This window comes from Loktanella agnita (assembly GCF_046640325.1).
In the GTDB taxonomy this organism is placed as follows: domain Bacteria; phylum Pseudomonadota; class Alphaproteobacteria; order Rhodobacterales; family Rhodobacteraceae; genus Yoonia; species Yoonia agnita.
This window is the reverse complement of record NZ_JBJMBF010000001.1, coordinates 60324-84337: the sequence shown is the minus strand read 5'-3', so window position 1 is coordinate 84337 and position 24014 is coordinate 60324. Positions and strand designations below refer to the sequence as shown.

Genomic DNA, 24014 nt, shown 5'->3' with positions numbered 1-24014 from the left:
TCTGGTTATCGGTCGGTGGGATGCGCTGCATCCGTGCCATCATTCTTTATCAGCCTATGATATTAGTCCTTGTGGGCGCTGATGTGAAGGCCGGGTCCGGTCTTTTTGGCCTTCTGTTGCGCGATCACAGGTGACAACAGCCATGATGCCCCAAGTAGGTGTCAACATAATGAAGCGCATAGATCGCGTCGCTCATCCCGTCACTGCACTGACCGGGCAGAATCCAGGCCCGCACGTGCACGTCATCTGCCATCCAGGTGAAGTGAAAGCCCGTGATACCGAGCGACACCGGGGCGGATGTCCCGATCACACTCATGGGAAAGGTCCTGCTGCCGTCGGGGCGGTTTAATTGCAGGCCTTCCGCTGTCAGGCGCAGGTTCCAGAAAGGTTCTGCCCCAAAGCAGGACAGACTGTCCGGCAGCCCCGCAAAACCGATCACCATGGGTTGGCGGGCGAGATAGCGAAAAGCGACCCAGCCCGTGTTTTCGCCTGTGTTCACCCGCGCCCAACTGCCGCTGAGGCTGAGCGCGGTGACCTCAATATCCTTTGCGTCACTGGCAAATTCACCGACCGTCGACGCACTCGCATCCGGTGCGGCGCGAATGTTCAACACATCATCGATGGTAACCCCAATCACCCGGTAAAGGGCTGGCAGCGCGGGCCGCAGTTCATCGGCGTGGGCAAGCCCGGACCAGAGAAAAGCAAGGGTGATCAGGATAAAACGCATCGGAACGTCCCGCATGTTACGCCGCAAGGCTATCCCGATAGCGCTAAAAAGCAAACGCCTGGCACTGGCCAAATCCGAACAATCGGTTATGTCCAACGCACAGGAAAAAGAAGGACGATGGCAATGGCAGAGCAAGCCACGATGGGTGTGCGTCGCTTCGGGCGCGTGAACTGGCTGGGGACATGGACATTGACCCGGCGCGAGGTGCGGCGGTTCATGAATGTCTGGTCGCAGACGATCATGGCGCCCCTGATCAACGCCGGGCTGTTTCTGATGATTTTCACCATCGCCATCGGCGGGCAACGTGGTGATGTGATGGGCGTGCCCTTCATGACTTTCCTCGTGCCGGGGATCCTGACGATGACTGTGATCCAGAACGCCTTTGCCAATACATCCTCCAGCCTTGCGTCGGCCAAGGTGCAGGGCAATATCGTGGACACGCTGATGCCACCGCTGTCAGCGTCAGAGCTGGTGGCCGGTTATATCAGTGGGGCCGTAGCACGTGGCGCACTGGTTGCCGTAGTGATTTCCGTGGGGGCCGCAATCTTTTTGGGCACCGGGCTGGTGCATCCGCTTTGGACGCTTGTGTTCGTGCTGCTGGGGTCTGTCCTGATGGGCGCACTGGGCATGATCGCGGGGATTTTCGCCAATAAATTCGACCAGCTTGCCGCGATTTCGAATTTTCTGGTGACACCGCTCACCTTTCTGTCGGGCACTTTCTATTCCATCGACGCGCTGCCGCCGGTGATGCAGGCGCTCAGCCATGCCAACCCGTTTTTCTATATCATCGACGGGGTGCGGTTCGGGATGATCGGGGTCAGCGACAGCAGCCCGTGGCTGGGGCTTGCCGTGGTGTCTTTCGCCTGTCTGGTTGTGTTGATGATCTGCTGGCGGTGGATGCGCACCGGCTACAGGCTCAAGGCCTGACCCTAATAAACATCGCGCACGGGGATACCCCGTGCAGCCATCACCATCACAAGGGTTTCCACATCCGGCAGGTCACCGACAAAAACGCCGGCCTCTATCCCGTTTTTGAAGACGAGGGCCATGTTGGTTTCTGCGCTGGCTTCGGTTGCACGCAGATAGGCGATGTCATCCAGAAGGATGACATAAGGGTCGCGCCATGCTGACAGAATCAGGTGGGATTTGGTCACGCGCATGCCTGACACTGGCTTCGGCACCAGCATCCAAAATAGCGTTACCGCACCAAGAGCCCAGATCAGCCAGTCAAACTGATGCGCATCGGTGAGCGACACGAATGTGATCAGCAACACCAAGGTGATGGCCGACAACCATATCACTCCCTTACCGGGCTCCCTCCGATACTCGTAAACTTCGTCCATATTTGCACACATAAACCAAGACCGTAGCTGCAATCTAAACAAAGACTGCAGGACGGAACACTCATAAACTCAGACCTGTAACCGCCTTTCGCGCCAAGCCAGCAGGCTTGCACCCGTCAGGATCACCGCAGCACCGGTCACGCTGATACGATCCGGGATCACATCAAACAGCACAGCGTCGTAGGTAGCGGCAAAGACAAGCGTCAGGTAGCTGAACGGGGTCACAAAACTGGCATCTGCCCGCGCCATAGCATTGACATAGCAAGCCTGCGCCGCGGCCACGATGATGCCAAGCGCGCCAAGCCCTGCCCATTGCGCCGGGGTCGGGGGCATCCAGACCGGCACCACAGCGCAGGTTGCAATGGTCAGTCCGATGGCATTATTGATCAGCAGGATCTGCAAGGGGGCTTCGCGGTCGGCCAGTTTCTTGATGAAAATCGATTCCAACCCCAACAGTACAGCCGCGCCAAGGGGCAGCAAAGCGGTGATCTGAAACGTATCAGCACCGGGGCGCAGCAGGATCAGTGTTCCGCAAAAGGCCATGAGGGCCGCCAGCCAGCGCCACGGGCCGACCCGCTCTCCCAATAATGGGATCGCCAGCAGCATACCGAACACAGGGTTCACAAAGCTGATCGCGGTGGCATCTGCCAGCGGGATGAACGCCACTGCCGCGAACATCAGCGTTACACCGCACCAGCCCAAGGCGCTGCGCCCGATATGCAGTGGCAGATGTGGGCGGGTAAAGCGCGGGCGTAATACTGCAACAGCGCTGCTGATAGCGAGAAAGGCAAACAGGAACCGGCCATGGCTGATCTGCAACGGATGCAAGGGCGGCCCCAGCAGATCGCTGCCCAACATCTTGGCCAGCAGCATGGTGCCTGCGATGAACGTGGTTGCGGCCAGCATGAAGAGTATCGCAATGGTTGGGTTCGGCGTTCGCGTTGTCATCGCGCGCTTTTGCGCGCTGCCCGCAGCAATGACAATCGCGAAAACGCCACCACCCGGCGCGGTGTTTAACCCAGCACCTCTACCGCCAAAATAGTGGGCAGATGGCGTGCGATTTCATGCCAGCTGTCGCCTTCGTTGAAACTGGCAAAGACCGATCCGCTATTGCTGCCGAAATAGACCCCGGCAGGATCGCAGGTATCCCCGCCCATGGCTTGCCGCAAAACGGTAAAGAAACAACTGTCTTGCGGCAGCCCGTCGCGCAGTGCTTGCCAGTTTTGCCCGCCATCGCGGGATCGCCAGACAGCCGCAGCAGCATCCGGCGGATAGCGCCCCGCACTGTCACCGTTCAGGGGCAGGGTCCAGATGGTATCGGGATCACGCGGATGGACCCGGATCGGAAATCCGAATGTCGAAGGCAGACCCCCATTGATATCATCCCAACTGCGGCCACCATCCGTCGACCGCCACACCCCGTGATGGTTTTGCTGATACATGACATCCGCATCGCCCGGCGCGCGCACCATATTATGCACACAGTGGCCCAGCTCACCGTCAGAGGGGGCGGCAGGGTGGTCATGCGCCGCACAGCTTTCGGCGTTGGACAACCGGTTGCGGCGGTCCCATGTGGTGCCGCCATCCTCGGTCGCAAAAACGCCCGCCGCCGAAATCCCGACCCAAAGCTTTTTGGGATCATCCGGCGCAGGCACAATCGTATGCAACACAAGGCCTGCGCCGCCCGGTTGCCAGCTGTCAGCTGAAGGGTGGCTGGTCAGCCCCTCTACCTTGTCCCACGTCTTGCCGTGATCGGCGCTCTTCAGCAGGCTCGCCGGTTTCGTACCCGCGTAAAGCGCGCCATGGGCGTGGGCGAGGGACCAGATCTGTGAAAACCCCTTAAAGGGCAGCGGCGTATCGGTCCAGCCGATCATCGCGGCGAAATCGGGATCTTCGGCGGCCCAGTCATCCATCGTGCCCTTGGTCAGGCGGGTCACCTGCCAGCTTTCGCCCCCGTCGTCAGAACACCAGACACCCGCACCATGCCAGTCACCACCGCCTCCGGCCCAAATCTGGCCGCTTGCGACATCGCCCACCACATGGTTGATCGGCCAGCCATCACAAAACGGCCCCTTAACCGTCCAGCCGGTGCGCTGCGCATCGCCGGACACCAGAAACGCGCCCTTTGTTGTGCCAACAAGCACTTTCACGCCATCCAAAGCCATCAGAATCCTCCTGAAATATGGGGCAGATTAGCATGAAGCGGGCGGCGCACCTATATGGCTCTGTCACACGGCAACACGCCCAAGTCGCAGATGCGAACAGGGCCCCGCTGTGGTCAAAAACCGATTATTGCGGTTCTGGCTTCCCTGATCAAAAAAGCTCTGTTATCAATTGCGCATGATGATCCGTATGACAGCTTTGAACCGACGCCGACGCTAATTTGCGTCGCCCGTTGTCATATCCATCCTAAACCCCTTAAATCGTTGACACCTGCCTTTTGGTCCTGCACCAATCGGGCTTATCCACAAGGAAGATCACCATGATCGCACCTATTTTGCCGACCTATAACCGTGCCCCCCTGACATTTACATCGGGTGAAGGCTCTTGGCTGGTAGAGGCTGACGGGCGACGCTTCCTTGACCTCGGTGCAGGCATCGCGGTGAATGCGCTGGGCCATGCGCATCCGGCACTGGTGGCCGCTTTGACCGGACAGGCGAATGCGCTGTGGCATGTGTCGAACCTTTACAACATTCCTGCCCAGCAGAGATTGGCGGAAATGCTGGTGGACAAGACCTTTGCCGACACGGTCTTTTTCACCAATTCAGGGACCGAATCCTGCGAATTGGCGGTCAAGATGGCCCGGAAATACTGGTACGACAAAGGCCAGCCTGACCGGACCGGTATCATCACCTATTCCAACTCTTTTCACGGGCGCTCCAGCGCCGGGATCGCTGCCGCCGGGTCCGAGAAGATGACCAAAGGTTTCGGGCCACTGCTGCCTGGATTTATCCATCTGGAATTCGGCGACCTGACGGCGACCGAGGCTGCGATGGATGACAGTGTCGCCGCTGTGCTGATTGAGCCGATCCAGGGCGAAGGCGGCATCCGCTCGGTATCCGATGATGACCTGCGGGCGTTGCGCGCGCTCTGCGACACACACGGTGTCCTGCTGATCCTAGACGAGGTGCAATGCGGCATGGGTCGGACGGGCAAGCTATTCGCCCATGAATGGGCCGGGGTCACGCCTAATATCATGATGGTTGCCAAGGGCATCGGCGGGGGCTTTCCGCTGGGGGCCGTGCTGGCGACCGAAGATGCCGCGTCCGGCATGACCGCTGGCACGCATGGCTCCACCTACGGGGGCAACCCGCTGGCCTGTGCAGTCGGGGCCAAAGTGATGGAAATCATCGCGGACGAGGTTTTTCTGGCAGAGGTGGGGCGTAAGGCGGGTCTCTTCCGGCAAAAGCTCGAAGGCTTGGTGGCCAGCCATCCGGAGGTGTTCGAAGAGGTGCGCGGCGCAGGGCTGATGCTGGGGCTGAAATGCAAAGTGGCCAACAGCGATCTGGTCAAGGCAGGGTTCGATCAGGGGCTGCTGACCGTGCCCGCCGCCGATAATGTGATCCGGCTGTTGCCCGCGCTGAACATCCCTGACGCAGATATAGGTGCCGCAGTCGACAAGCTTGATGCCGCAGCACGACAATTTTAGAAATCCTATGCAAAACTACATCTTTCATACGCTGACCTATGCCGACCTTCCCTTGATACGGAAGTGGCTGATGATGCCGCATGTGCGCTCATGGCTGCCCGATACAGAAATGGAATTGGAGCTGATGAAACATGACATGGAAGATGACCTGATCGACATGCGAAAGGTCTGCCTTCGGGAAAGGCCTTTCGCCTATATCCACGATCATGATGCTGAAACCTTCGGCATGCCGCAATATGCCGATCTGCCGCGCGGGTCGCGTGTGATCACCACGTTTGTGGGTGAAGCCGAATTCATGGGGCCGGGCCATTCTGTGGGCTACCTCAAGGACCGGATTGCCGAACTTCGCCGTTCATGCCCGTTGGTCGCTGTCGGACCGCGCTCGCATGACCAACGGTTGATTGCGACGTTTACGCAAGCGGGGTTTCAGCGACGACGACTTGCGACTTCTCGCACGGGCAAGCACATTCAGGTGATGACCTACAAATAAGATATTCTGGCCCGGACAAGGCCCAACAACAAAGCGACGCTTATGAAACATTTTCTTGATATCAACGTGACCCCCGCCGATGATCTGCATCAGATCATTCAGGATGCGCGGACCATCAAAGATGCCCGCGCCGGACAGCCCAAGGGCACACCCGATGCGGACCAGCCGCTGGCCGGGCATATGGTGGCCCTGATCTTTGAAAAACCATCGACCCGGACGCGCGTGTCCTTTGATGTGGGCGTGCGCCAGATGGGCGGGCAGACGATGGTACTGTCAGGGGCAGACATGCAACTGGGCCACGGCGAAACTATCGCAGACACAGCGCGGGTGCTGTCGCGCTATGTGGATCTGATCATGATCCGCACGTTCGAGGAGCAAACCCTGCTGGATATGGCAGAACATGCCACAGTGCCGGTGATCAACGGGCTGACCAACCGGACCCACCCCTGCCAGATCATGGCTGATATCATGACGTTCGAAGAACATAACGGCCCGATCAAAGGCAAAAAGGTCGTCTGGTCCGGCGATGGCAACAACGTCTTTGCCAGTTTCGCCCATGCGGCCAAACAGTTTGATTTTGATCTGGTCTTCACCGGTCCGCCACCGCTTGACCCAGAACCGGAACTGGCGGGCCTTTATACCACTGTACGTAATCCCGACGAGGCAGTGCAGGGGGCCGATCTGGTGGTGACGGATACATGGGTCAGCATGCACGATCCGCAATCCGCGCGCGAACGGCGGCACAACCAGCTGCGCGGCTATCAGGTGAATGATGCGCTGATGGCCAAGGCAAAGGATGACGCGCTGTTCATGCATTGCCTACCGGCACACCGGGACGATGAGGCAACAAGTTCCGTCATGGACGGCCCGCATTCAGTGATCTTCGACGAGGCCGAAAACCGGCTGCATGCGCAAAAAGCGATCATGCGGTACTGCTTGGGGAAATAAGCCCCCTCAGACAAAGATCCCATGCAACACCCAGAAGATCAGCCCTGACATAAGGGCGGCGGCAGGGACGGTCACGACCCATGCGGCGATAATCGTCATGAAATGCGACCGGCGCACCAGCTTGCGGCGGCGGCGTTCTTCGGGGGCGATGCGCTTGGCCTCGGGGCGTTTGGCCGCAGATTTGCGGGCAAGCCGCTCTGCTTCCCATTCGCGGAAAAATCCGACGCCAAAGACACCGCCTACGGCGATATGGGTCGAAGACACCGGCAGCCCCAGCCAGCTTGCTAGGATCACGGTGATCGCTGCCGACAGGGCCACGCAATAGGCGCGCATCGGGTTCAGCTTTGTGATCTGGCTGCCCACCATACGGATCAGTTTGGGGCCGAACAGGACCAGCCCAAATGAAATCCCCAGCGCGCCGATGACCATCACCCAACTGGGAATATCCACCTTGCCCGCCACATCGCCGAATTGTTCGGTATGCACGATGGCGGCCAGCGGGCCGATGGCATTGGCCACATCATTGGCCCCATGCGCAAAGGACAGCAGCGCTGCCGACAGGATCAGCGGGATGTTGAACAGCACCTTCAGAGACCTGTTGCGGTTTTCCAAGCCTTCGGACTGGCGGCGGACCAGCGGCCGGGCGATGGCATAGACCGCCAGCCCCAATATAGCGCCAACAAGCAGCGCCATAGGTGGGCTGACCGTCACGATCTTTTTCAGCCCTTTCATCGCGAGGTAGACCGCAAAAACCCCCGCCATGATCCCGATTAGCGCGGGCACCCAGCGGCGGGCGGCGGCGATCTTGTCATCTTTGTAGATGATGAATTGTTTGATAAAGGCCAGAAACAGCGCGGCGATCACGCCGCCCAACACCGGTGAGATCACCCAACTGGCCGCAATCGCACCCATGGTCGGCCAGCTCACAGCAGCAAAGCCCGCCGCAGCGATGCCCGCACCCATCACGCCGCCCACCACCGCATGGGTGGTCGAAACAGGCGCGCCGATCCATGTGGCAAGGTTCACCCAAAGCGCAGAGGATATCAGCGCCGCCATCATCGCCCAGATAAAGACGCTGTCGCTTGCAACGCTGGCCGGGTCGATAATGCCTTTGGAAATGGTCGATACAACATCGCCCCCCGCCAGCAGCGCGCCCGCACTTTCAAACAGGGCGGCGATCACGATGGCACCGGTCATGGTCAGCGCATTGGCCCCCACGGCAGGACCCATGTTGTTGGCCACATCATTCGCGCCGATATTGACTGCCATATAGGCACCAAATGCGGCGGCCGCGATCACGATGTAGGATGTGGATGCACCGCCAAAGAACACTGTGCTCGCCAATGCCGCAACGACGATAAACGCCATCGCGATGCCCAGCCCCACCAGTGGCTGCGATACATATTGCGTCGCGAATTCCATCGCGTTGATGCGACCCAGATCGCGATCAAGCGTTTTCCACTGATATGTCGGTTTGCTGTCAGGCAAGTGGTGTCTCCCCCTCGACATGGGCCGAGGGTCGCCCGGGCCGTCGCGATCAATCTAGATGAATCAATCCGCTATAAAGCCTGTCAGAATGTCCTGCAATCCGGGCTCTGTCACCATTGTGGCCGCCTTGGCAGGGCTGACCCAAATCCGATCACGGCGATCCGCCTCGGGGTAATCGGCCACCACCTTGGCGGTGTCGATGGCATAAACACGGGTTTCACAAGGGATCACCGCGCCGCTGTCAAAATGCTTTTCCGCCAGAAAACTGCCAATGGCTGTTTCTTCGGTGGTGCCCTTTTTGATCCCGCCTTCTTCCCAGGCTTCCTGTTTGGCGGCCTCTGCCGCGCTTAGCCCATCAATGGGCCAGCCTTTGGGCAGGATCCAGCGACCGGATGAACTGGTGACCAACAAAACCTCGACCCCGTCCTTGCCATGACGATGGCAAAGTGCGGCCACTTGGAGCGCCGGAGGACGTTGAAAGAACGGGCGCAGGGCACCCGCCCAAAAGGACTGGAACATTGATGTCATTTGCGAACCTGCCAATAGACTTATTTTATTGCGTTTTTATTAGCATGGGCTGAGTCGGGATGCAAATTTGGCGGCAATCTATGATTGTGGCAACAGCCGTTCGGCGGCGGCTTGCCTGTTTTTGCGTCAGGTGCCGCGCGGTTTTGCGCGCAATGTCGGATCGGCCTGGGTTGGGTCCTCTGGCCAGGGATGGCGCGGATAGCGGCCGCGCATATCGCGGCGCACATCCGCATAGGAACTGGCCCAGAACCCAACGATATCTTGGGTGACCTGCACCGGCTTTTGCCCCGGTGACAGCAGTGTGACCCGTAAGGGGGTGCGCCCCACTAGCGGGTGCGTGGTCACGCCAAACATTTCCTGCAAGCGCAGCGTGATCCCCGGTGCCTCACCCGCATAATCAATTGGGATCTTGCGTCCCAGCGGCGTTGCGAAATGGGCGGGGGCCGCACGGTCCAGCCGCTGCTTTTGGTCCCAGTCCAGCATGGCGCGCAAGGCGGGCAGCAGATCAAATCGCTTCCAATCCGCAGCCGAGCGTACGCCCTGCAAATGCGGCAGCAGCCAGGTTTCCAGATCAGCCATCAGGCTGTCATCATCCATTGCGGGCAGGTCATCCACCAGCGCGACCCGGGCGCGAAATCGGTTCGCCGCATCAGACGGACGCAACCCTAGCTGGCGCACGCCCTCCAGCATCGCTACGGCAACAGCATCATCCGGCGCATCCGGCCATTGCCGGTCATCGAGCACCAGCGCGCCGAAACGCTCTTGCCTGCGGGTCAGCACCTTACTTTCGCGGCGGGACCATTCACAGACGTCCGCCCAGCCGATCTGATCGGGAAAGACCGCCCGCAGATCACGTTCCGAAATCGGCACCGCTTGCCGAACCCGCGCCTCGCGCGTGTCGCCGTCCAGATCAGTGGCCACGATCAAACGCTGCCCCGCCAGTGGGTCGGCAGCATTCATCACAGCACCCTTGCCGCCGGACAGCACATAGCGGGGATCATCGCCTTTGCGGCGCAATCCGATACGGTCGGGATAGGCCAGCGCCACTTGCTGGGCCAGCGGCATGGGGTCCCCCTTGGGCAGACCCTTTGCAAGCCGCTTTGCCTCAACCCGGATCGGGCCAAGGGCTGCATGGTTCACCACACCCGGCCCGTTATAATGGGTTTTGATCGCCGCCACGCGCAGCGACAGGTCCACCGGCGCACCGCGCAGCGGGTCACGCCCGGCCAGCAGTGCAGCGACCGGGGCCGCCTGCGCGCCCGCGATTTGCAACATGTGGCCGAGACGCGGATGGATCGGCAGGGCCGCCAGCGCACGGCCATGCGCCGTGATCCGCAATCCTGCATCCAGCGCGCCCAGCCCTTGCAACAACGCGCGCGCCTCTGCCAGTGCACCGGGAGGAGGCGGGGTCAGAAATGCCAGATTATCACCGCCCCAAAGCGCGAATTCCAGCGCAAGCCCGGCCAGATCAGCCACTTCGATTTCCGCAGGGGCAAAGGCGGGCAGGGCGCCATCCTCTCCCTTCGTCCAGAGCTTGTAGGCATCGCCCGGTGCCACCCGGCCCGCACGGCCCGCGCGCTGTGTCGCCTCTGCCCGGCTGACGCGCTCGGTCACCAGCCGGGACATGCCCGAGCCGGGATCGAATTTCGCACGGCGGGCACGGCCCGCATCAACCACAACGCGGATATCCTCAATCGTCAACGATGTTTCAGCGATCGAGGTGGACAGCACCACCTTGCGACCGCTGGCCGTCGGCGCAATCGCCGCGCGCTGATCCTTGAAGGGCAAGGCGCCATAAAGCGGGCGAACCTCGCAATCCGCAGGCAGGCGGCTTTTCAGCGCCGCCGCGACACGCCTGATCTCACCCTCACCGGGCAGGAACACCAGCACACCGCCTGTCGTCGCTGAAACAGCCTGCACCACCAGATCAGCGGTCGCCTGTTCCAACCGCACGCCTTTGGGAACTGCGCGATCCAGATAATGTGTGACAACGGGAAAAGAGCGGCCCTCGGACGTGATCACCGGCGCGTCCTGCAACATGGCGGCAACCGGGGCGGCGTCCAGCGTGGCGGACATGACCAGCAGCAGCAAATCAGGGCGCAATACGCTGCGCAATTCATGCACCAGCGCAAGGCCCAGATCGGCATTCAGAGAGCGTTCGTGGAATTCGTCAAAGATCACCGCGCCGACATCCGTCAATTCCGGGTCCGACTGGATCATGCGAGTCAGGATACCTTCGGTGACAACCTCAATACGGCGGCCCGGCTGGCTTTCGCCGCGCATACGGTAACCGACCGTCTTACCAGTCTGCTCACCCAACCCTTCGGCCAAACGGGCCGCCGCCGCGCGGGCGGCCAGACGGCGTGGTTCCAGCATAATGATGCGACCTTTGGTTAGCCCGGCATCTAACATGGCGAGCGGCACGCGGGTCGTCTTGCCCGCCCCCGGTGGGGCCTGCAACACAGCGCGGCCATTGGTGCGCAGCGCCGCCATCAATTCGGGCAGGACGGGATCAATCGGCAAGGCAGTCATGGGTGATGCTTTGCCATAAGGTGGGTCAAGACACCACCTTACAGGCGGCAACCTCGCGCGCGTGGATCAGCCAAGCGGGGCCAGTCCGACGGGGGTCGCCGCGCGGGGGTCCCAGATGAACAGCGTGTCATATTCTTCAATATTGATCGAAGAAGGGGCCGTGAAAACCTGTAGCCCGGTGATTTTACGCAGCGTGCCCAGATCTGTATCGGGCATGAACACACCATCGCGGCCAAGGCTGACCCGCAGTTCAGGCAAGCCGCGGGTCGCAAAGTCGGTTTCCAGAATCACCATCGCCCCGCCATCGCTGGTCCGGACGACCGACACGCCATGGGCGTTGATATGGTCAAGAACATGCTGGACGTTAGGATCAACAGCGCTTTGGGCCAGCGCCGGAAGCGGGCCGGACAGTCCAGTCAGTAGCGCAGCAGCTATTGCTTTCACAAAATATGTCATCATTACGCCCCCAGGCAGCCGTAAAAATACAGATCATTACGATCTCATTTATAAATATGAGCAGAAATTTGCCGTTTTAAAGTCTATTGGGCAATATTGTGATTGAAATGTGGCGTTTTCTCAAGAGGCGATGCGCCTGCGACACGAAAAAACCCGGCTGCGCAATGCAACCGGGTCCTTAAAACATCAATAATGCCAACCGTTTAGGCCGCAGTCGCCTTTGCGATCTCTTTTTTCACTTTCAGCGCGTCTGCGGAAAGCTCGGCTTCCTTGGCGCGGGCCATGAAGGCATCCAGACCACCACGGTGATCAACAGTGCGCAGGGCAGCGTTAGAGATTCGGAACTTGAAAGAGCGGCCCAGCACGTCCGACTGCAGGGTGACATCCTGCAGATTCGGTAAAAAGCGGCGGCGCGTTCTGTTTTTGGCGTGGCTTACATTGTTGCCCGACATCGGGCCTTTTCCGGTCAGATCGCAACGGCGCGACATGGGCGTGTTCCTTGTCTTTTGGGACATCAGCGCCAGTGGGCGGGACATCCTGTGATACGGGGTTCTGCCCCGCACATGACAGGGCCTGAATAAGATCAGCGCCAGATAGGAGGATTCCGAACGCCCGTCAACCCGATTTGGCCCGGCTGGCATGATCAATTTGTTCCGGGCAAGGCCTGTAAGAGCGAGGTTCTCGCCTGACGTCCCAAATCCTTACAAGGATTTGAACAAAAGTTTTTCAAACTTTTAGGCAGGTTTTGTGAAAAACCTGCTCAACCCATCTGGGTCGCGCATCTATGGCTTCTCCCCACGCAAGGGTGCCAGCACCTCTGCCGCCGCAACAGCAGGGGATATTTCCCCAGCCCGCAACCTCGCCTCTGCCGCCTGCATCCGGGTGCGGGTCGCCTCATCTTCCTGCAGCCATTGCAGTACACCTTGGCGCACATCCTCGGCAAACCAAAACCCCGCCTGATCTGCGCGGGTCTGGTCCCAAACCCCTGTCTCGCGCCGCCAGTCTGCCAGCGCCTGCATGTCGGCCCAGGCTGTATCCAACCCTTGCGTTTCTATGGCCGAGACGGTCAGGGCCTTGGGAAACCCGGCAGGGTCCTGCGCGCGCTTGCGTAGCAAACGCAGGGCACCGGCGTAATCGGCACAGGTGCGCAGCGCCTGTTCACGCAGGTTGCCATCGGCCTTGTTCACAAGGATCAGATCGGCCATTTCCATGATCCCGCGCTTAACGCCCTGCAATTCGTCCCCGCCTGCCGGGGCAAGCAGCAGTACAAACAGATCGGCCATCTGCGCCACCATCGTTTCGGACTGGCCGACGCCGACGGTTTCGATCAGCACCACATCGAACCCGGCCGCTTCACACAATGCAACAGCTTCGCGGCTGCGGCGGGCGACACCGCCCAACTGGGTCTGGCTGGGGGAGGGGCGAATAAAAGCGTTTGGATCGCGGGCGAGATGATCCATCCGGGTCTTGTCACCTAAAATCGAGCCGCCCGACCGAGCCGAGGACGGATCAACCGCCAGAACCGCCACCCGCCGCCCCAGACCGGTCAGCATCAGACCAAAACTTTCGATAAAGGTCGATTTGCCCACGCCCGGCGTGCCCGACATCCCAATGCGCAGCGCCTGACGATCCGTGCCAACAGCCTCTAACAGCGACAAAGCCTCGGCCCGATGATCGGCGCGCCCGCTTTCCACCAGCGTAATCGCCCGCGCCAGCGCGCGACGGTTCCCCCCGCGCAGCTTCTCTGCCAGATCGGCGATATCAGTCACCTTCTTCATCAGCCTTTCATATCCGGCAGAGGCGCGCTGTCCAGTGGGCAGGGGGTATGTCTCCGATCACGCGCAGCAGGTGACACCTGTGCGCAGGTGGTATTTTTGACCGGGAGACACGCCGTTTGGGGTGAAGAGCCTGCTGTTTTTCCCCGGTGACACCGGCAGGGCGGATGCCCATCTTGAACAGGCATCATATGAAACCTGTGATTTCAAAGTGCCTGATTGTAGGTGTTTCTTGGGTATTTCGTAAGGTGCAAGTAATTAAGACAATACCAGGAAGGACTTTTCATGCGTGCAATCATACTCTTATTTGTCGGTTTGATTTTTTTCGGTGTTTCGACGTTTTTTATTGGGTCTGCCAAACGGTTTGTGGCCAATTCGGAACCTGCGCGGCTGATCGTGGTGGAGGTGGACACGAAGCGGGATTCAGACGGCGACCGGCTTTATCGCCCGGTCTTTGCTTTAGAAGCCGCGCCAGAGCCACGTGCTGAATATGCCGGAAACATGTGGTCTAGCCCGCAGCCGCACCGCGCGGGGGAGGTTGTTGACGGGCGCCACAACGCGGAAACGGGCGAGATGCGCAGTGACAAGATGCTGAAATCAGGGCGCTGGTTGTTGCGGATCATGCAAATTATCGGTGGCCTGCTGTTTCTGTGGGGACTGTTTTGGCTGCTTCTTATGGGGGCTGCTGTGGCGGCGCTCATCGCTAATCTGAAGCCGAAAAAATAAAATTGAGCTGCCCGGCACGGTGGGGTGCCGGGGTGCAAAATGCCTGCGAACACCTGAGTATAGGGGCGATTGGTGCTATCGGAATGGCATCGGACTATCATCGGACCCGTTGCATTTCTGATCGCTGATTTCTCCCAAAACCCGGTCTTAACCGGATGGACGCGATTCGCGGTGATCGGGGTGTTGTGCGGCCTCGCTTTCCCCACCGCATGTTGCCTCAGCCCGTCAGTTCCACGACCCATTCAGGAACAATCTCTGTCGCCGGACCAAAGCGCCGCCGATCAAAACTGTTCGTCCGGGCCGAGGGTTCAAGGTTCAGTTCCAGTGTTTCGCCACCCGCCAGTTCCACCAGCCCTGCGGCGGGGTAAACCTCTGCGCTGGTGCCGATCGCGGCAAAGATGTCGGACGCCGCGACAAGCTCTGAAATGCGGTCCATCTGATAGGGGATCTCGCCGAACCAAACCACATCGGGCCGCGTGGCCGGGGTCGCGCAGCGAGGGCAGAGGTCGGTGGGGTCCATCACCAGCGGTGCGCGCCAACGGTGTTGGCAGGCTGCGCAAAGTGCGCCGGTCAGCGTGCCATGCATATGGATGACGGTGCGCGATCCCGCGCGTTCGTGAAGGTCGTCGACATTCTGGGTGACGATGGTCAGATTATGCGTTGCGGATTTTTCAAGGTTCGCCAATGCGTTATGTGCAGCGTTCGGCGCGGCATCGGCGCAATTGGCGCGCCGGGCATTATAGAAATCATGCACCAATGCGGGATCGCGGCCAAAGCCTTCGGCGGTGGCGACATCATTCAGATCATAGTGGGTCCACAGCCCGTCCGCATCGCGAAACGTCCCCAGCCCGCTCTCTGTCGATATCCCGGCGCCAGTCAAAACCACGATCTCCATCCTGCACCTCCTGTCGCCGAACGATGCGGCAGGGCGGGCGCGGGTGCAACTGGCACCGAAAGAACAAAGCACCGGAAACGCATCTTTGGCGGCCTGCCATACTTGTGCCCCATCGCCAGATCATGGTCTGACACAGCCAGCATCAACCACCGGAATTTTTTGACTATGTTGCGTGACGATACCGTTGTTTTTCAGTTCACCGGCCCGATGGGTGTACGGGTGGAAATCGGGCAATCCATTGTGTTTCTACTTGGATTCATTGTGATTTTTTCCGGCGGGGACATCGTGCAAAGCGCAATTTTCGCAGCATTGCTATTTCTTGCGATCTTTTTGCATGAACTTGGGCACGCCTGGGGGTGCCAGGTGCAACGCATTCCGGTCCGGCGGATCATGCTGCATGGCGGCGGCGGTTTTTGTGAAAGAGTGCGCTCTGCCAATGCATATCAACAAGAGCTGATCGTTGCGATGGGCCCCATCGTCAATCTGGCGCTTTGGGCGCTGGCCTCTTTGGCGCAATGGGCGATGCTGTCGTCGATGACGACGGTGCCAAGCATGATGATGATCCAGATTTACATGGCGCTGAATACTTTTGCGTTCCTTAACCTCGCATTCTTCATCTTTAACTTGATCCCGGTACAGCCTCTTGACGGGGGAAAGCTCTTGCATCTCATACTGCTACGGGTGCTAGAGCGGGACGCCGCGCTTCGGGTGGCCGGGCGAGTCGGGCTGGTGCTGTCGATCTTATGGATTCCGGCGGCGATCGTGGTCTATATGGATTACGGCTGGATCCTGTTCTTTCTTCCCTCTATCCCGGCGCATTATCGGATGGCGCGCGGCCAACTGGCCTGACGCGCGACAATCTGTTACGCTCCCGCGGGGGGGATGATTGATGAAAACGCCAGTCCATCTTTGGGTCGTCGGCGTGTTTGCGCTGCTGTGGAATGCGGGCGGTGCGTTTGATTACGTCATGACGCAGACCGATGATACGGGTTATCTGGCGCAGATGCCGACAGAGCGGTTAGAGATGCTGGGGAGTGCGCCGCTTTGGTTTGCCGTTACATGGGCCTTGGGCGTGTGGGGCGCTGTGCTTGGGTCGCTGCTGTTGCTTTTGCGGCCCCGCTTGGCTGCTGCGGCCTTTGCCGTGTCCCTGCTGGGGCTGATCGGATCATCCGTTTACACCTATGGGATCGCCGACGGGGGCAGCATGCTTGCCGTGGCTGGCCCGGCGGCCATCGCATTTACCATCGCTATTCCGCTGATCCTGATCGCGCTTTGGCTTTATGCCCGCGCGATGCGAAAACGCGGCGTGCTGCGCTGATAGGGCGATCTCAGCAGTTCACTATAGCGTTTGACGAAATACCCCCGACATGACTTATCAGTTAACGCGTTGAAATCTATGATTTCAGGCAGCGTTAACTGATTCAGGTTTTTCGCATAACGCTTTAGATTTCTATGGGCTGACAGATCTCTGACGCCAGTTCGGTAAAGGATTTGTAGCGCTGCCAGAAAGCCTCGTCGCTGCTGCGGTCGGACTGTCTTGTGTCTTGCGCCAATTGCGGATCGTCAAAGAAGGCGACGGCGCGGGATTGCTCGCGCTTTGACAAGGTCTGGTTTGCGACCTGCTGCACGCAGGTGCAAAGCTGCGGCGACGCATCGCGGCGTCCACCATCCTGACAGGCCTGTCCGATATCGCCGGATACAGCGCCACCACCACCGCAAGAGCCAAGACTGACCATCGCGCCCAAAACCAACAAAATCCGCATCGTTATCACCTCTGCCCGGCCCCTGTCTGTGCAGGTGGTCCGTACCGTTTCTGCCCTGTTGCAAGTATGGCTGGGCGCAGAACAGGATGCAATTGGGATTGTCGTTTTCACGGTATGTAATGTCGCCCTTGTAGGGGGGATTGTCATCGCGAAAGCGGGCGGCGCAGACGAACAGCTAGGATGCTGGTCCGAGTATCGGACAGCAGCCGTTAGGTTTTTGAGCCCCACCGGATCGGGCGCGCCCATCATAGGCGCGCGCCGTGTTTAGCTGTCGGACCCGATCATGAAACAGGTCGTATTGCGCGCCTGCAAGCGGCGGCACGCAAGGTCCGCCCCTTCGCGGGACAGCCCCATGAAGTTGGCGTCAAACCCTCCAGCGCGCTGCACCACGCGGCGCAGGGCACCGTCGAGGCTGCTCATCTCATTCAGGGCGACCTGTAGAAGAACGCGCTCTGCCTCATACCGTGTGTTGTAGCGGCCCACATTGACGCCCCAGTGATGCCCGCCCGAGGTTGAGATACGGGTCACGACCTCTGGTGCGGCTTCGGCGGCGGAGGCAGTCACGATGTCAGTGGCCGGGGCACTTGGGGCGCTAGACGCTGTGGCGGTTGCCTCATCAGCTGGCCGGACACGGGGCACCACGGCAGGGGCCGCTGCTGCGACCACAACCGGTACTGCTTCATCGTCTTCGGCCAGCGCCTCTGCCAAGGCGCCGTCAACCGCGCTGGCAAGGGCGGCGTTGATCGCGTCGCTATCCACCGTCGAGATCAGAAGCTCTGTATCGGGGGTGGCGTCAGGCACGGGGCGGGCAACCGGGCGAATGCTTGATGCGATGCGCCCGTTCACGCGAATGATCTTGCCCCCACTTGTGCCAGCGCTTGTCGCGCGGCTGGCAGGGGTGCCGGTCGGCATTGCCGCAGGCGGATTTGGCCGCCGGATGCTGGCCCGTGCTGGCGCGCGGTTAAAGCCCATATCCATCAGTTCGGTGATCCGTGCATTGCGCGAAGCGGTCGAGGATCCACCAAAAACCGTGGCGATAATCCGTTCCTGCCCGCGCTGGGCCGAGGCCACAAGGTTGAACCCGGCGGCCCGTGTGTAGCCCGTTTTGATCCCGTCACCACCTTCATAGCTGTCCAGCCAGCGGCGATTAGTGTGGTTCACCCGTGCGATGCCCGCATCTGCGCTGCGGCGCGAGAACAGGTTATAATACTGCGGAAAGTCATAGATTACGTGCCGGCCAAGGACCGACATGTCCCGCGCGGTGGACATATGGCCGGTTTGGGTCAGCCCATGTGCGTTGCGGAAGGTTGTGTTGCGCATCCCCATCGCAGCGGCGGTACGGGTCATGCGTGTGGCAAACGCCTCTTCCGAACCGGCAATCGCTTCGCCGATGGCAGTGGCCGCGTCATTGGCCGATTTCACGGCAGCGGCGCGCAGCAGATAGCGCAGGCGGATGGTCTGACCTTCGCGCAGCCCCAGCTTTGACGGCGGCTCTGACGCGGCCAGCCTGCTGACCCGGACGGGCGTGTCGAGCGTGATCTCACCTCGCTGGATGGCCTGAAATGCGATATAAAGTGTCATCATCTTGGTCAGGGATGCCGGATGCAGGCGGGTGTCAGCATTCCGTGAATGCAGAACCTCGCCCGTGCGGGCGTCCATCACCATGGCCGCATAGGGGGCCGCAGTCGCGCGGATCGGCGCAACCAGGATTGTGATCATCAATGCGAATAGAATAAGCCCGCGAAGGGCCTGCTGTCCCGTACGACTTGCCACGTCGTTGCCTCTTTTTCTGCCTCAGTGATCCCGAATTTTTCCGGTGATCTTATTATTGTGACAATACGCTAACATAACTTAAATTTTCATAAAATACCCTAAATTCAAACACTTTTAGGCCGTTCATTAACCACTTTTTAGCAAATCTAGTGATCATGCGCGCTGGCACCCCAAGATGAAGGCAATAAACCGCCGAAATGCGATGTGATGTTAATGTTCAAGCGGGGTTTTCATGCGCCCCCTGTGCCATATATATAACGCCTATCAAACGGGACGTAGTGATGCTGGCAGACGTTTACATGATGGCTGATAAAAAGGGCGACGACGACGGTGACGTCGGCGTTGTACTGGAAACAAAGCCCAAGACGAAGCGTCCGCCGCTTTATAAGGTCCTGATTTTGAATGATGATTTCACCCCGATGGAGTTTGTGGTCCATGTGCTGGAACGTTTCTTCGGCCTGTCGCATGCACAGGCGTTTGAGGTGATGTTGACCGTTCACAAAAAGGGCGTGGCCGTTGTTGGCGTGTTCAGCCATGAAATCGCTGAAACCAAAGTGGCGCAGGTGATGGATTTCGCCCAACGCCATCAGCACCCGCTGCAATGCACGATGGAGAAGGAATAGCGGCCCGCTGCTATTCATCCCGGATGCCCCGATCCCGCTTAAGCACGGCCCTGACTGACGGGCTATTTACATTGCCTCAGGGCGATATCGCAATTTTGCGCCCCGCTGCGACCTATGATGTCACCGCCTTGCCGCGTGATTCGGTGCAGATTGTGCATGGCTTCTTTCCCGACTTCACCGCTTGGCAGAATGCAGGATACCAGACCAGCCGCGAGATGGGGCAGGTGGCGACAGCTATCGCTGTTGTGCCCCGGTCCAAGGCGCTGGCCCGCGCGCTGGTGGCCGAGGCTTGCGCAAAGGCGCAGCTGGTGATTGTCGACGGGCAAAAGACAGATGGCATCGACAGCCTGTTCAAGGAATGTCGCAAGCGGATCGGCGATCTGCCTTCGATGACCAAAGGGCATGGACGGATCTTTTGGTTCGATGCGCGTGATGCTTTCGCTGACTGGGCGGCCCCGCCACCAGCAATGGGCGCGCATGGGTTTTACACCAGCGCCGGGGTATTCTCGGATGGGACTGTGGACGCCGGATCGGCCTTGCTGGCTGACGCATTGCCCCCCAAATTGCCCGCGCGCATGGCCGATCTGGGCGCTGGCTGGGGCTATCTGGCGGCGCCGGTTCTGGCGCGCGCCGGGGTAAACACGCTTGATCTGATCGAGGCAGAAGCCTTATCGCTTGATTGTGCAAAGTTGAACGTCACCGACCCACGGGTGCAGTTCCATTGGGCCGACGCCACGCAGTTCACATCGGGGTCACGCTATGATGGGATCGTCATGAATCCGCCCTTTCACACAAGCCGCGCGCCGGATACCGCGCTTGGCCGCGCCTTTATTCAGGCGGCGGCGCGACTGTTGACGCCGCAGGGCAAGCTATGGATGGTGGCAAATCGACACCTTCCCTATGAAACGACCTTGTCGGAATGTTTCCGCAATGTGGACATGATTGGGGGCAATGGTGCATTCAAGGTTTTTCATGCCAACCGGCCGCTGCAATTAGGCCGGACCTAAGGAGCTAGGGATGTCATTTTCCATCGCGGGTAAAACCGCAATCGTGACCGGGGCCGCCAATGGCGTGGGCCTCGCCATTGGTCGTCATTTCGCGCAGAAAGGTGCCAATGTCGTCTTTGCCGATATGGATGAAAAGACGCTCACCCAGCAGATGGGTGAAAAGGCGGATGAAGAGGAAAATGTTCGGGTCTTTTCAGGCGATCTGCGCAAGAAGCTGACAATCGCAAATCTGCTTTCGGCCACGATCGACGCCTTTGAACGTGTGGATATTTTGGTCAATGCCTCACGCCAATGCATCACAACCGATCCGCTTGACCCAGATGACAATACGGTCGAGGAATTGCTGCAACAGAATACGATGACGGCACTGCGGATGAGCCAGGCCGTGGCCCGCCGCATGATCAAGCAAGCCAGGGATGACCAGGACGGCCCCATTGGGTCCATCGTCAATATCAGTTCCATCGCCGCCCGGCGTACGCATCCTGATTTGCTCGGCTATTCCATTAGCAGCGCGGCGCTTGACCAGATGACCCGCTCACTTGCCGTGGCGTTTGCCAGTCACCGGATCCGGGTCAACGCGGTATCTTTTGGTAGTGTGATGAGCGCGAGCCTGAAGGGATCGCTGAAAGATCACGACGAAACCCGCGAGGCCATCGTGCAGAATACACCACTGCACCGCATCGCCAGCCCCGGAGAAGTATCAGACGCGGTGCAATACCTTGCCTCTGATGCATCGGCATTTGTGACGGGACAGATCATCACCGTCGATGGCGGACGGACCCTGATTGATCCGGCCGCCGTATCGATGCATTGATTATTCAGGATGCATCATGATGCATTGCCGTTCCGCTGACAGGGTTGCTGCCTGTAGCGCAGCCAGTTGGGTTTCCATCTCGGCCAGTTTCTGACGCTCGTAAGCGACATCAACGGCCACCGGATCGGTCCGGTTGACGGTTTCGGTCCTGTCGCATTCATAGCTGCGCGTGGTCCCGTCGGGCAGGCGGTCGCGGCAGGTCCGTTCGACTGTCACTGTCTCAGAGCTTTCGAATATCGCGTACCCCCGGTCGATATTGCCCTGTGTTTCGGCCATCCGGGCCTCAAGGCTGCGCAGCTGGTTATTCGCCTGATAAAGGCAGCTTTCGCGTGGGGTTGCGCAGGCAGTTAGTGCCGCCAGGGCGGGGAGTACGAGGATAAAACGCATATGAGGCTCCGTAAGTTTGCGTTGGAATTATTCGGGATGGGTGGCGATGCATTGCGCCACGGTCTGGTTCGCGGCGGGCTCAGCCGTTGCTAGCCGTTCGCGCAATGAATCAAGCTTGGCTTGTTCCGCCTGCAAATCAATTGCCTGAGGCCGGGTCACCGTCACAGTATCGACCGCATTGCAAATATAGCGATCCACCGAGCCGTCCGCTTCTTCGTCGCGACACATGCGGGGGCGGGTCCGGATTTCCTGCTCTTCTGCCAGCGCGTAGCCACGGGCGATATTGCCTTCGACCTCGGTGATCAGCATGCGCAGGATACGCACATCGCGGGTGGCCCCGCTGATACATTGCTCGCGGGGGGTGGCGCATGCCGTAAGGGCAAGAATAGGAAGAAAAACAAGGGCGGCGCGCATGGCTGACTCCGGGGTTTGATCTGGATCATTGTGACGTGATCGTTATGTTGCTCAAAGGCTAGCATAGATTGTTATGCAATATCAGGGTGCAAGGGACGGGAATGTCAAACGGGTTTGAACAGCAAAAAGCGCAGGCCTCTGGATGGTTTCGGACCCTGCGGGATCAGATCGTCGCGGCGTTCGAAGGGCTGGAAGACAGCGATAAAGCCGATACCCCCGCAGGTCGGTTTGAGGTGAGTGAAACAACACGCGCGACCGATGACGGATCGGACGCAGGCGGCGGGTTGATGTCGGTCATGCGAAATGGACGGGTGTTCGAAAAGGTCGGCGTGAATGTGTCCACCGTTTACGGCGCATTGGGTGCCCCCGCGCAGGCGGCGATGGCCGCACGGGGTGTGCCCGGCATGGCAGATGATCCGCGTTTCTGGGCGTCGGGCATTTCGCTGGTGGCCCATATGCAGAACCCCCACGCGCCCGCTGTGCATATGAACACCCGGATGTTCTGGACCCCTCATGCCTGGTGGTTCGGCGGCGGATCGGACCTGAACCCCTGCATCGAATACGATGACGACACCGCGCATTTCCATGCAGTCCAAAAGGCCCATCTCGATCCGCATGGGGCGGACCACTATCCCAAGCTCAAGGCATGGGCGGACGAATATTTCTATATCCCGCACCGCAACCGGGCGCGCGGGGTGGGGGGCATCTTTATGGATGACCACTGCACCGGCGACTGGCAGGCAGATTTCGCATTGACGCAGGATATCGGGCGGGCGTTTTTACCTGCTTATCTGCCGCTGGTCGAAAAGCGGCGCGATACCCCGTGGTCAGAGGCAGACAAGGATACACAGCTGATCTATCGCGGGCTTTATGCTGAATATAACCTTGTCTACGACCGGGGCACCAAATTCGGGCTGGCCACAGGACATGATGCTAATGCGGTCCTGATGAGCCTGCCACCGCTGGCCAAGTGGATCTGACAGGGATCAATCCGGGCATGTTGCTGGCTTTTGTCGGCACCTGCCTGTTGATCGAACTGACGCCGGGGCCAAACATGATCTATCTGGCCGTTGTGGCCGCAAGCCGGGGGCGCAAGCTGGCCTTTTACACGGTCTGCGGCGTGGCGCTGGGATTGCTGATTGTCGGCATGGCAACGGCGCTGGGTCTGGCGGCTGTGATCAACGCGTCATCCTTGCTTTATCAGGCGCTGCGGGTGGCCGGGGTCTGCTATTTGCTCTGGCTGGCGTGGGATGGTTGGCGGGATGCGGATGCGCCTGTGGCAGAGGCGCCGACCGACCGTGTCGGGCTGCGCTATTTCCGCCGTGGGTTGATCACCAATCTGCTGAACCCTAAAGCGGCGGTGTTTTATGTGGCCGTATTGCCCAGCTTTGTGACTCCGACAGCCCCTGTGGTGCCCCAAACCATCCTGCTATCGCTGAGCTTTGTCATCATCGCCACGGTGATCCATTCCACTATCGTTGTGCTGGCAGGAACCGCATCAACCCTGCTGCAAAATCCGCAGCGCAGCCGGATCATCCGCCGTGCTTTGGCCGTCGCCTTGGCCTGCGTTGCGATTTGGTTCGTGTGGGATACGGCCATATGACGGCGGCAGGCCTGTGCATCACCGCACAGAGTTAAAGCGGCTCTGCTCCTTGGCGCGAAAATCAAAACTGCTA

At 59.6% G+C, this 24014-nt stretch carries 27 protein-coding genes; 12 read left to right on the top strand and 15 right to left on the bottom strand.

Translation table 11 applies throughout. From position 1 onward, the window contains the following. Positions 1–124: 124 nt before the first annotated feature. Complete coding sequence (locus ACJ5NV_RS00450; protein ID WP_411641420.1) at positions 125–727, bottom strand: SH3 domain-containing protein; 603 nt, start codon at positions 725–727, stop codon at positions 125–127. 117 nt (positions 728–844) lie between these two features. Here ACJ5NV_RS00450 and ACJ5NV_RS00445 point away from each other — a divergent pair, with 117 nt between their 5' ends. After that, a complete protein-coding gene (locus ACJ5NV_RS00445; protein ID WP_411641418.1) occupies positions 845–1654 on the top strand; it encodes an ABC transporter permease in 810 nt (269 codons plus the stop codon). Between the two features lie 2 nt (positions 1655–1656). On the opposite strand, the gene ACJ5NV_RS00440 is transcribed toward ACJ5NV_RS00445, so the two are convergent. The 3 genes from ACJ5NV_RS00440 to ACJ5NV_RS00430 form a co-directional block, all read right to left on the bottom strand. Continuing rightward, positions 1657–2028: a hypothetical protein gene (locus ACJ5NV_RS00440; RefSeq protein WP_411641416.1), complete on the bottom strand. Its 372-nt coding sequence runs from the start codon at positions 2026–2028 to the stop codon at positions 1657–1659. 111 nt (positions 2029–2139) lie between these two features. After that, entirely contained in the window at positions 2140–3018 is an 879-nt protein-coding gene (locus ACJ5NV_RS00435) for a DMT family transporter (protein ID WP_411641415.1), read from the bottom strand. Positions 3019–3083: 65 nt separating this feature from the next. Continuing rightward, entirely contained in the window at positions 3084–4235 is a 1152-nt protein-coding gene (locus ACJ5NV_RS00430; RefSeq protein ID WP_411641413.1) for a beta propeller repeat protein, read from the bottom strand. 317 nt (positions 4236–4552) lie between these two features. Here ACJ5NV_RS00430 and ACJ5NV_RS00425 point away from each other — a divergent pair, with 317 nt between their 5' ends. The 3 genes from ACJ5NV_RS00425 to argF are packed head-to-tail and all read left to right on the top strand — an operon-like array spanning position 4553 to position 7157. Further along, the gene (locus ACJ5NV_RS00425; RefSeq protein WP_411641412.1) at positions 4553–5719 is read left to right on the top strand and encodes an aspartate aminotransferase family protein; all 1167 of its coding nucleotides are present in this window, start codon (positions 4553–4555) and stop codon (positions 5717–5719) included. Beyond that, complete coding sequence (locus ACJ5NV_RS00420) at positions 5697–6209, top strand: GNAT family N-acetyltransferase (RefSeq protein WP_411641410.1); 513 nt, start codon at positions 5697–5699, stop codon at positions 6207–6209. Before ACJ5NV_RS00425 ends, ACJ5NV_RS00420 begins: the two co-directional genes overlap by 23 nt. Before the next feature lie 42 nt (positions 6210–6251). After that, on the top strand, positions 6252–7157 hold the full coding sequence (gene argF, locus ACJ5NV_RS00415) for an ornithine carbamoyltransferase (protein WP_411641408.1): 906 nt from the start codon (positions 6252–6254) through the stop codon (positions 7155–7157). 6 nt (positions 7158–7163) lie between these two features. Here the strand turns inward: argF and ACJ5NV_RS00410 are convergent, their stop codons facing one another. The 6 genes from ACJ5NV_RS00410 to meaB all read right to left on the bottom strand — a co-directional run bounded on the left by ACJ5NV_RS00410 (position 7164) and on the right by meaB (position 13939). Next, positions 7164–8579 carry an inorganic phosphate transporter gene (locus ACJ5NV_RS00410; protein WP_411641936.1) on the bottom strand — a complete coding sequence of 472 codons (1416 nt, stop codon included), beginning with the start codon at positions 8577–8579 and terminating at the stop codon, positions 7164–7166. 129 nt (positions 8580–8708) lie between these two features. Beyond that, positions 8709–9173, bottom strand: coding sequence for an NUDIX hydrolase (locus ACJ5NV_RS00405; protein WP_411641407.1), 465 nt, complete (start codon positions 9171–9173; stop codon positions 8709–8711). 126 nt (positions 9174–9299) lie between these two features. Then, positions 9300–11705: an ATP-dependent helicase HrpB gene (gene hrpB, locus ACJ5NV_RS00400; protein ID WP_411641405.1), complete on the bottom strand. Its 2406-nt coding sequence runs from the start codon at positions 11703–11705 to the stop codon at positions 9300–9302. A 66-nt stretch (positions 11706–11771) separates the two neighbouring features. Then, positions 11772–12164 (bottom strand): hypothetical protein, encoded by a 393-nt coding sequence (locus ACJ5NV_RS00395; protein ID WP_411641403.1) that lies wholly within the window; start codon positions 12162–12164, stop codon positions 11772–11774. Positions 12165–12364: 200 nt separating this feature from the next. Continuing rightward, positions 12365–12649 (bottom strand): 50S ribosomal protein L28, encoded by a 285-nt coding sequence (gene rpmB / locus ACJ5NV_RS00390; protein ID WP_411641401.1) that lies wholly within the window; start codon positions 12647–12649, stop codon positions 12365–12367. Between the two features lie 294 nt (positions 12650–12943). Then, positions 12944–13939, bottom strand: a complete 996-nt coding sequence (meaB, locus tag ACJ5NV_RS00385) for a methylmalonyl Co-A mutase-associated GTPase MeaB (RefSeq protein WP_411641399.1) — start codon at positions 13937–13939, stop codon at positions 12944–12946. 282 nt (positions 13940–14221) lie between these two features. Here meaB and ACJ5NV_RS00380 point away from each other — a divergent pair, with 282 nt between their 5' ends. Continuing rightward, positions 14222–14662: a DUF3592 domain-containing protein gene (locus ACJ5NV_RS00380; protein WP_411641397.1), complete on the top strand. Its 441-nt coding sequence runs from the start codon at positions 14222–14224 to the stop codon at positions 14660–14662. Positions 14663–14879: 217 nt separating this feature from the next. Here the strand turns inward: ACJ5NV_RS00380 and ACJ5NV_RS00375 are convergent, their stop codons facing one another. Beyond that, a complete protein-coding gene (locus ACJ5NV_RS00375; protein WP_411641396.1) occupies positions 14880–15557 on the bottom strand; it encodes an NAD-dependent deacylase in 678 nt (225 codons plus the stop codon). Positions 15558–15722: 165 nt separating this feature from the next. Here ACJ5NV_RS00375 and ACJ5NV_RS00370 point away from each other — a divergent pair, with 165 nt between their 5' ends. Together ACJ5NV_RS00370 and ACJ5NV_RS00365 are read left to right on the top strand one after the other, a co-directional pair. Continuing rightward, entirely contained in the window at positions 15723–16406 is a 684-nt protein-coding gene (locus tag ACJ5NV_RS00370; protein ID WP_411641394.1) for a site-2 protease family protein, read from the top strand. Positions 16407–16446: 40 nt separating this feature from the next. Next, on the top strand, positions 16447–16875 hold the full coding sequence (locus ACJ5NV_RS00365) for a hypothetical protein (protein WP_411641392.1): 429 nt from the start codon (positions 16447–16449) through the stop codon (positions 16873–16875). 124 nt (positions 16876–16999) lie between these two features. Here the strand turns inward: ACJ5NV_RS00365 and ACJ5NV_RS00360 are convergent, their stop codons facing one another. Continuing rightward, positions 17000–17320 (bottom strand): arginine transporter, encoded by a 321-nt coding sequence (locus ACJ5NV_RS00360; RefSeq protein WP_411641390.1) that lies wholly within the window; start codon positions 17318–17320, stop codon positions 17000–17002. A gap of 264 nt (positions 17321–17584) precedes the next feature. Continuing rightward, a complete protein-coding gene (locus tag ACJ5NV_RS00355) occupies positions 17585–19093 on the bottom strand; it encodes a D-alanyl-D-alanine carboxypeptidase family protein (RefSeq protein WP_411641389.1) in 1509 nt (502 codons plus the stop codon). A gap of 281 nt (positions 19094–19374) precedes the next feature. Between ACJ5NV_RS00355 and clpS the strand changes: the two genes are divergently transcribed. From clpS to ACJ5NV_RS00340, 3 genes are read left to right on the top strand one after another with little or no spacing between them, the layout of a single operon-like run. After that, entirely contained in the window at positions 19375–19716 is a 342-nt protein-coding gene (clpS, locus tag ACJ5NV_RS00350) for an ATP-dependent Clp protease adapter ClpS (RefSeq protein WP_411641387.1), read from the top strand. Positions 19717–19739: 23 nt separating this feature from the next. Continuing rightward, positions 19740–20723: a class I SAM-dependent methyltransferase gene (locus ACJ5NV_RS00345; RefSeq protein WP_411641385.1), complete on the top strand. Its 984-nt coding sequence runs from the start codon at positions 19740–19742 to the stop codon at positions 20721–20723. A gap of 10 nt (positions 20724–20733) precedes the next feature. Further along, positions 20734–21537 carry an SDR family NAD(P)-dependent oxidoreductase gene (locus ACJ5NV_RS00340; protein WP_411641383.1) on the top strand — a complete coding sequence of 268 codons (804 nt, stop codon included), beginning with the start codon at positions 20734–20736 and terminating at the stop codon, positions 21535–21537. Here the strand turns inward: ACJ5NV_RS00340 and ACJ5NV_RS00335 are convergent, their stop codons facing one another. Further along, positions 21538–21924 carry a hypothetical protein gene (locus tag ACJ5NV_RS00335; protein WP_411641381.1) on the bottom strand — a complete coding sequence of 129 codons (387 nt, stop codon included), beginning with the start codon at positions 21922–21924 and terminating at the stop codon, positions 21538–21540. A gap of 27 nt (positions 21925–21951) precedes the next feature. Next, positions 21952–22338, bottom strand: coding sequence for a hypothetical protein (locus ACJ5NV_RS00330; RefSeq protein WP_411641380.1), 387 nt, complete (start codon positions 22336–22338; stop codon positions 21952–21954). A gap of 101 nt (positions 22339–22439) precedes the next feature. Here ACJ5NV_RS00330 and hemF point away from each other — a divergent pair, with 101 nt between their 5' ends. Then, positions 22440–23318 (top strand): oxygen-dependent coproporphyrinogen oxidase, encoded by an 879-nt coding sequence (gene hemF / locus ACJ5NV_RS00325; RefSeq protein WP_411641378.1) that lies wholly within the window; start codon positions 22440–22442, stop codon positions 23316–23318. A 17-nt stretch (positions 23319–23335) separates the two neighbouring features. Continuing rightward, complete coding sequence (locus ACJ5NV_RS00320; RefSeq protein WP_411641376.1) at positions 23336–23941, top strand: LysE family translocator; 606 nt, start codon at positions 23336–23338, stop codon at positions 23939–23941. The last annotated feature ends 73 nt before the right edge of the window (positions 23942–24014 follow it).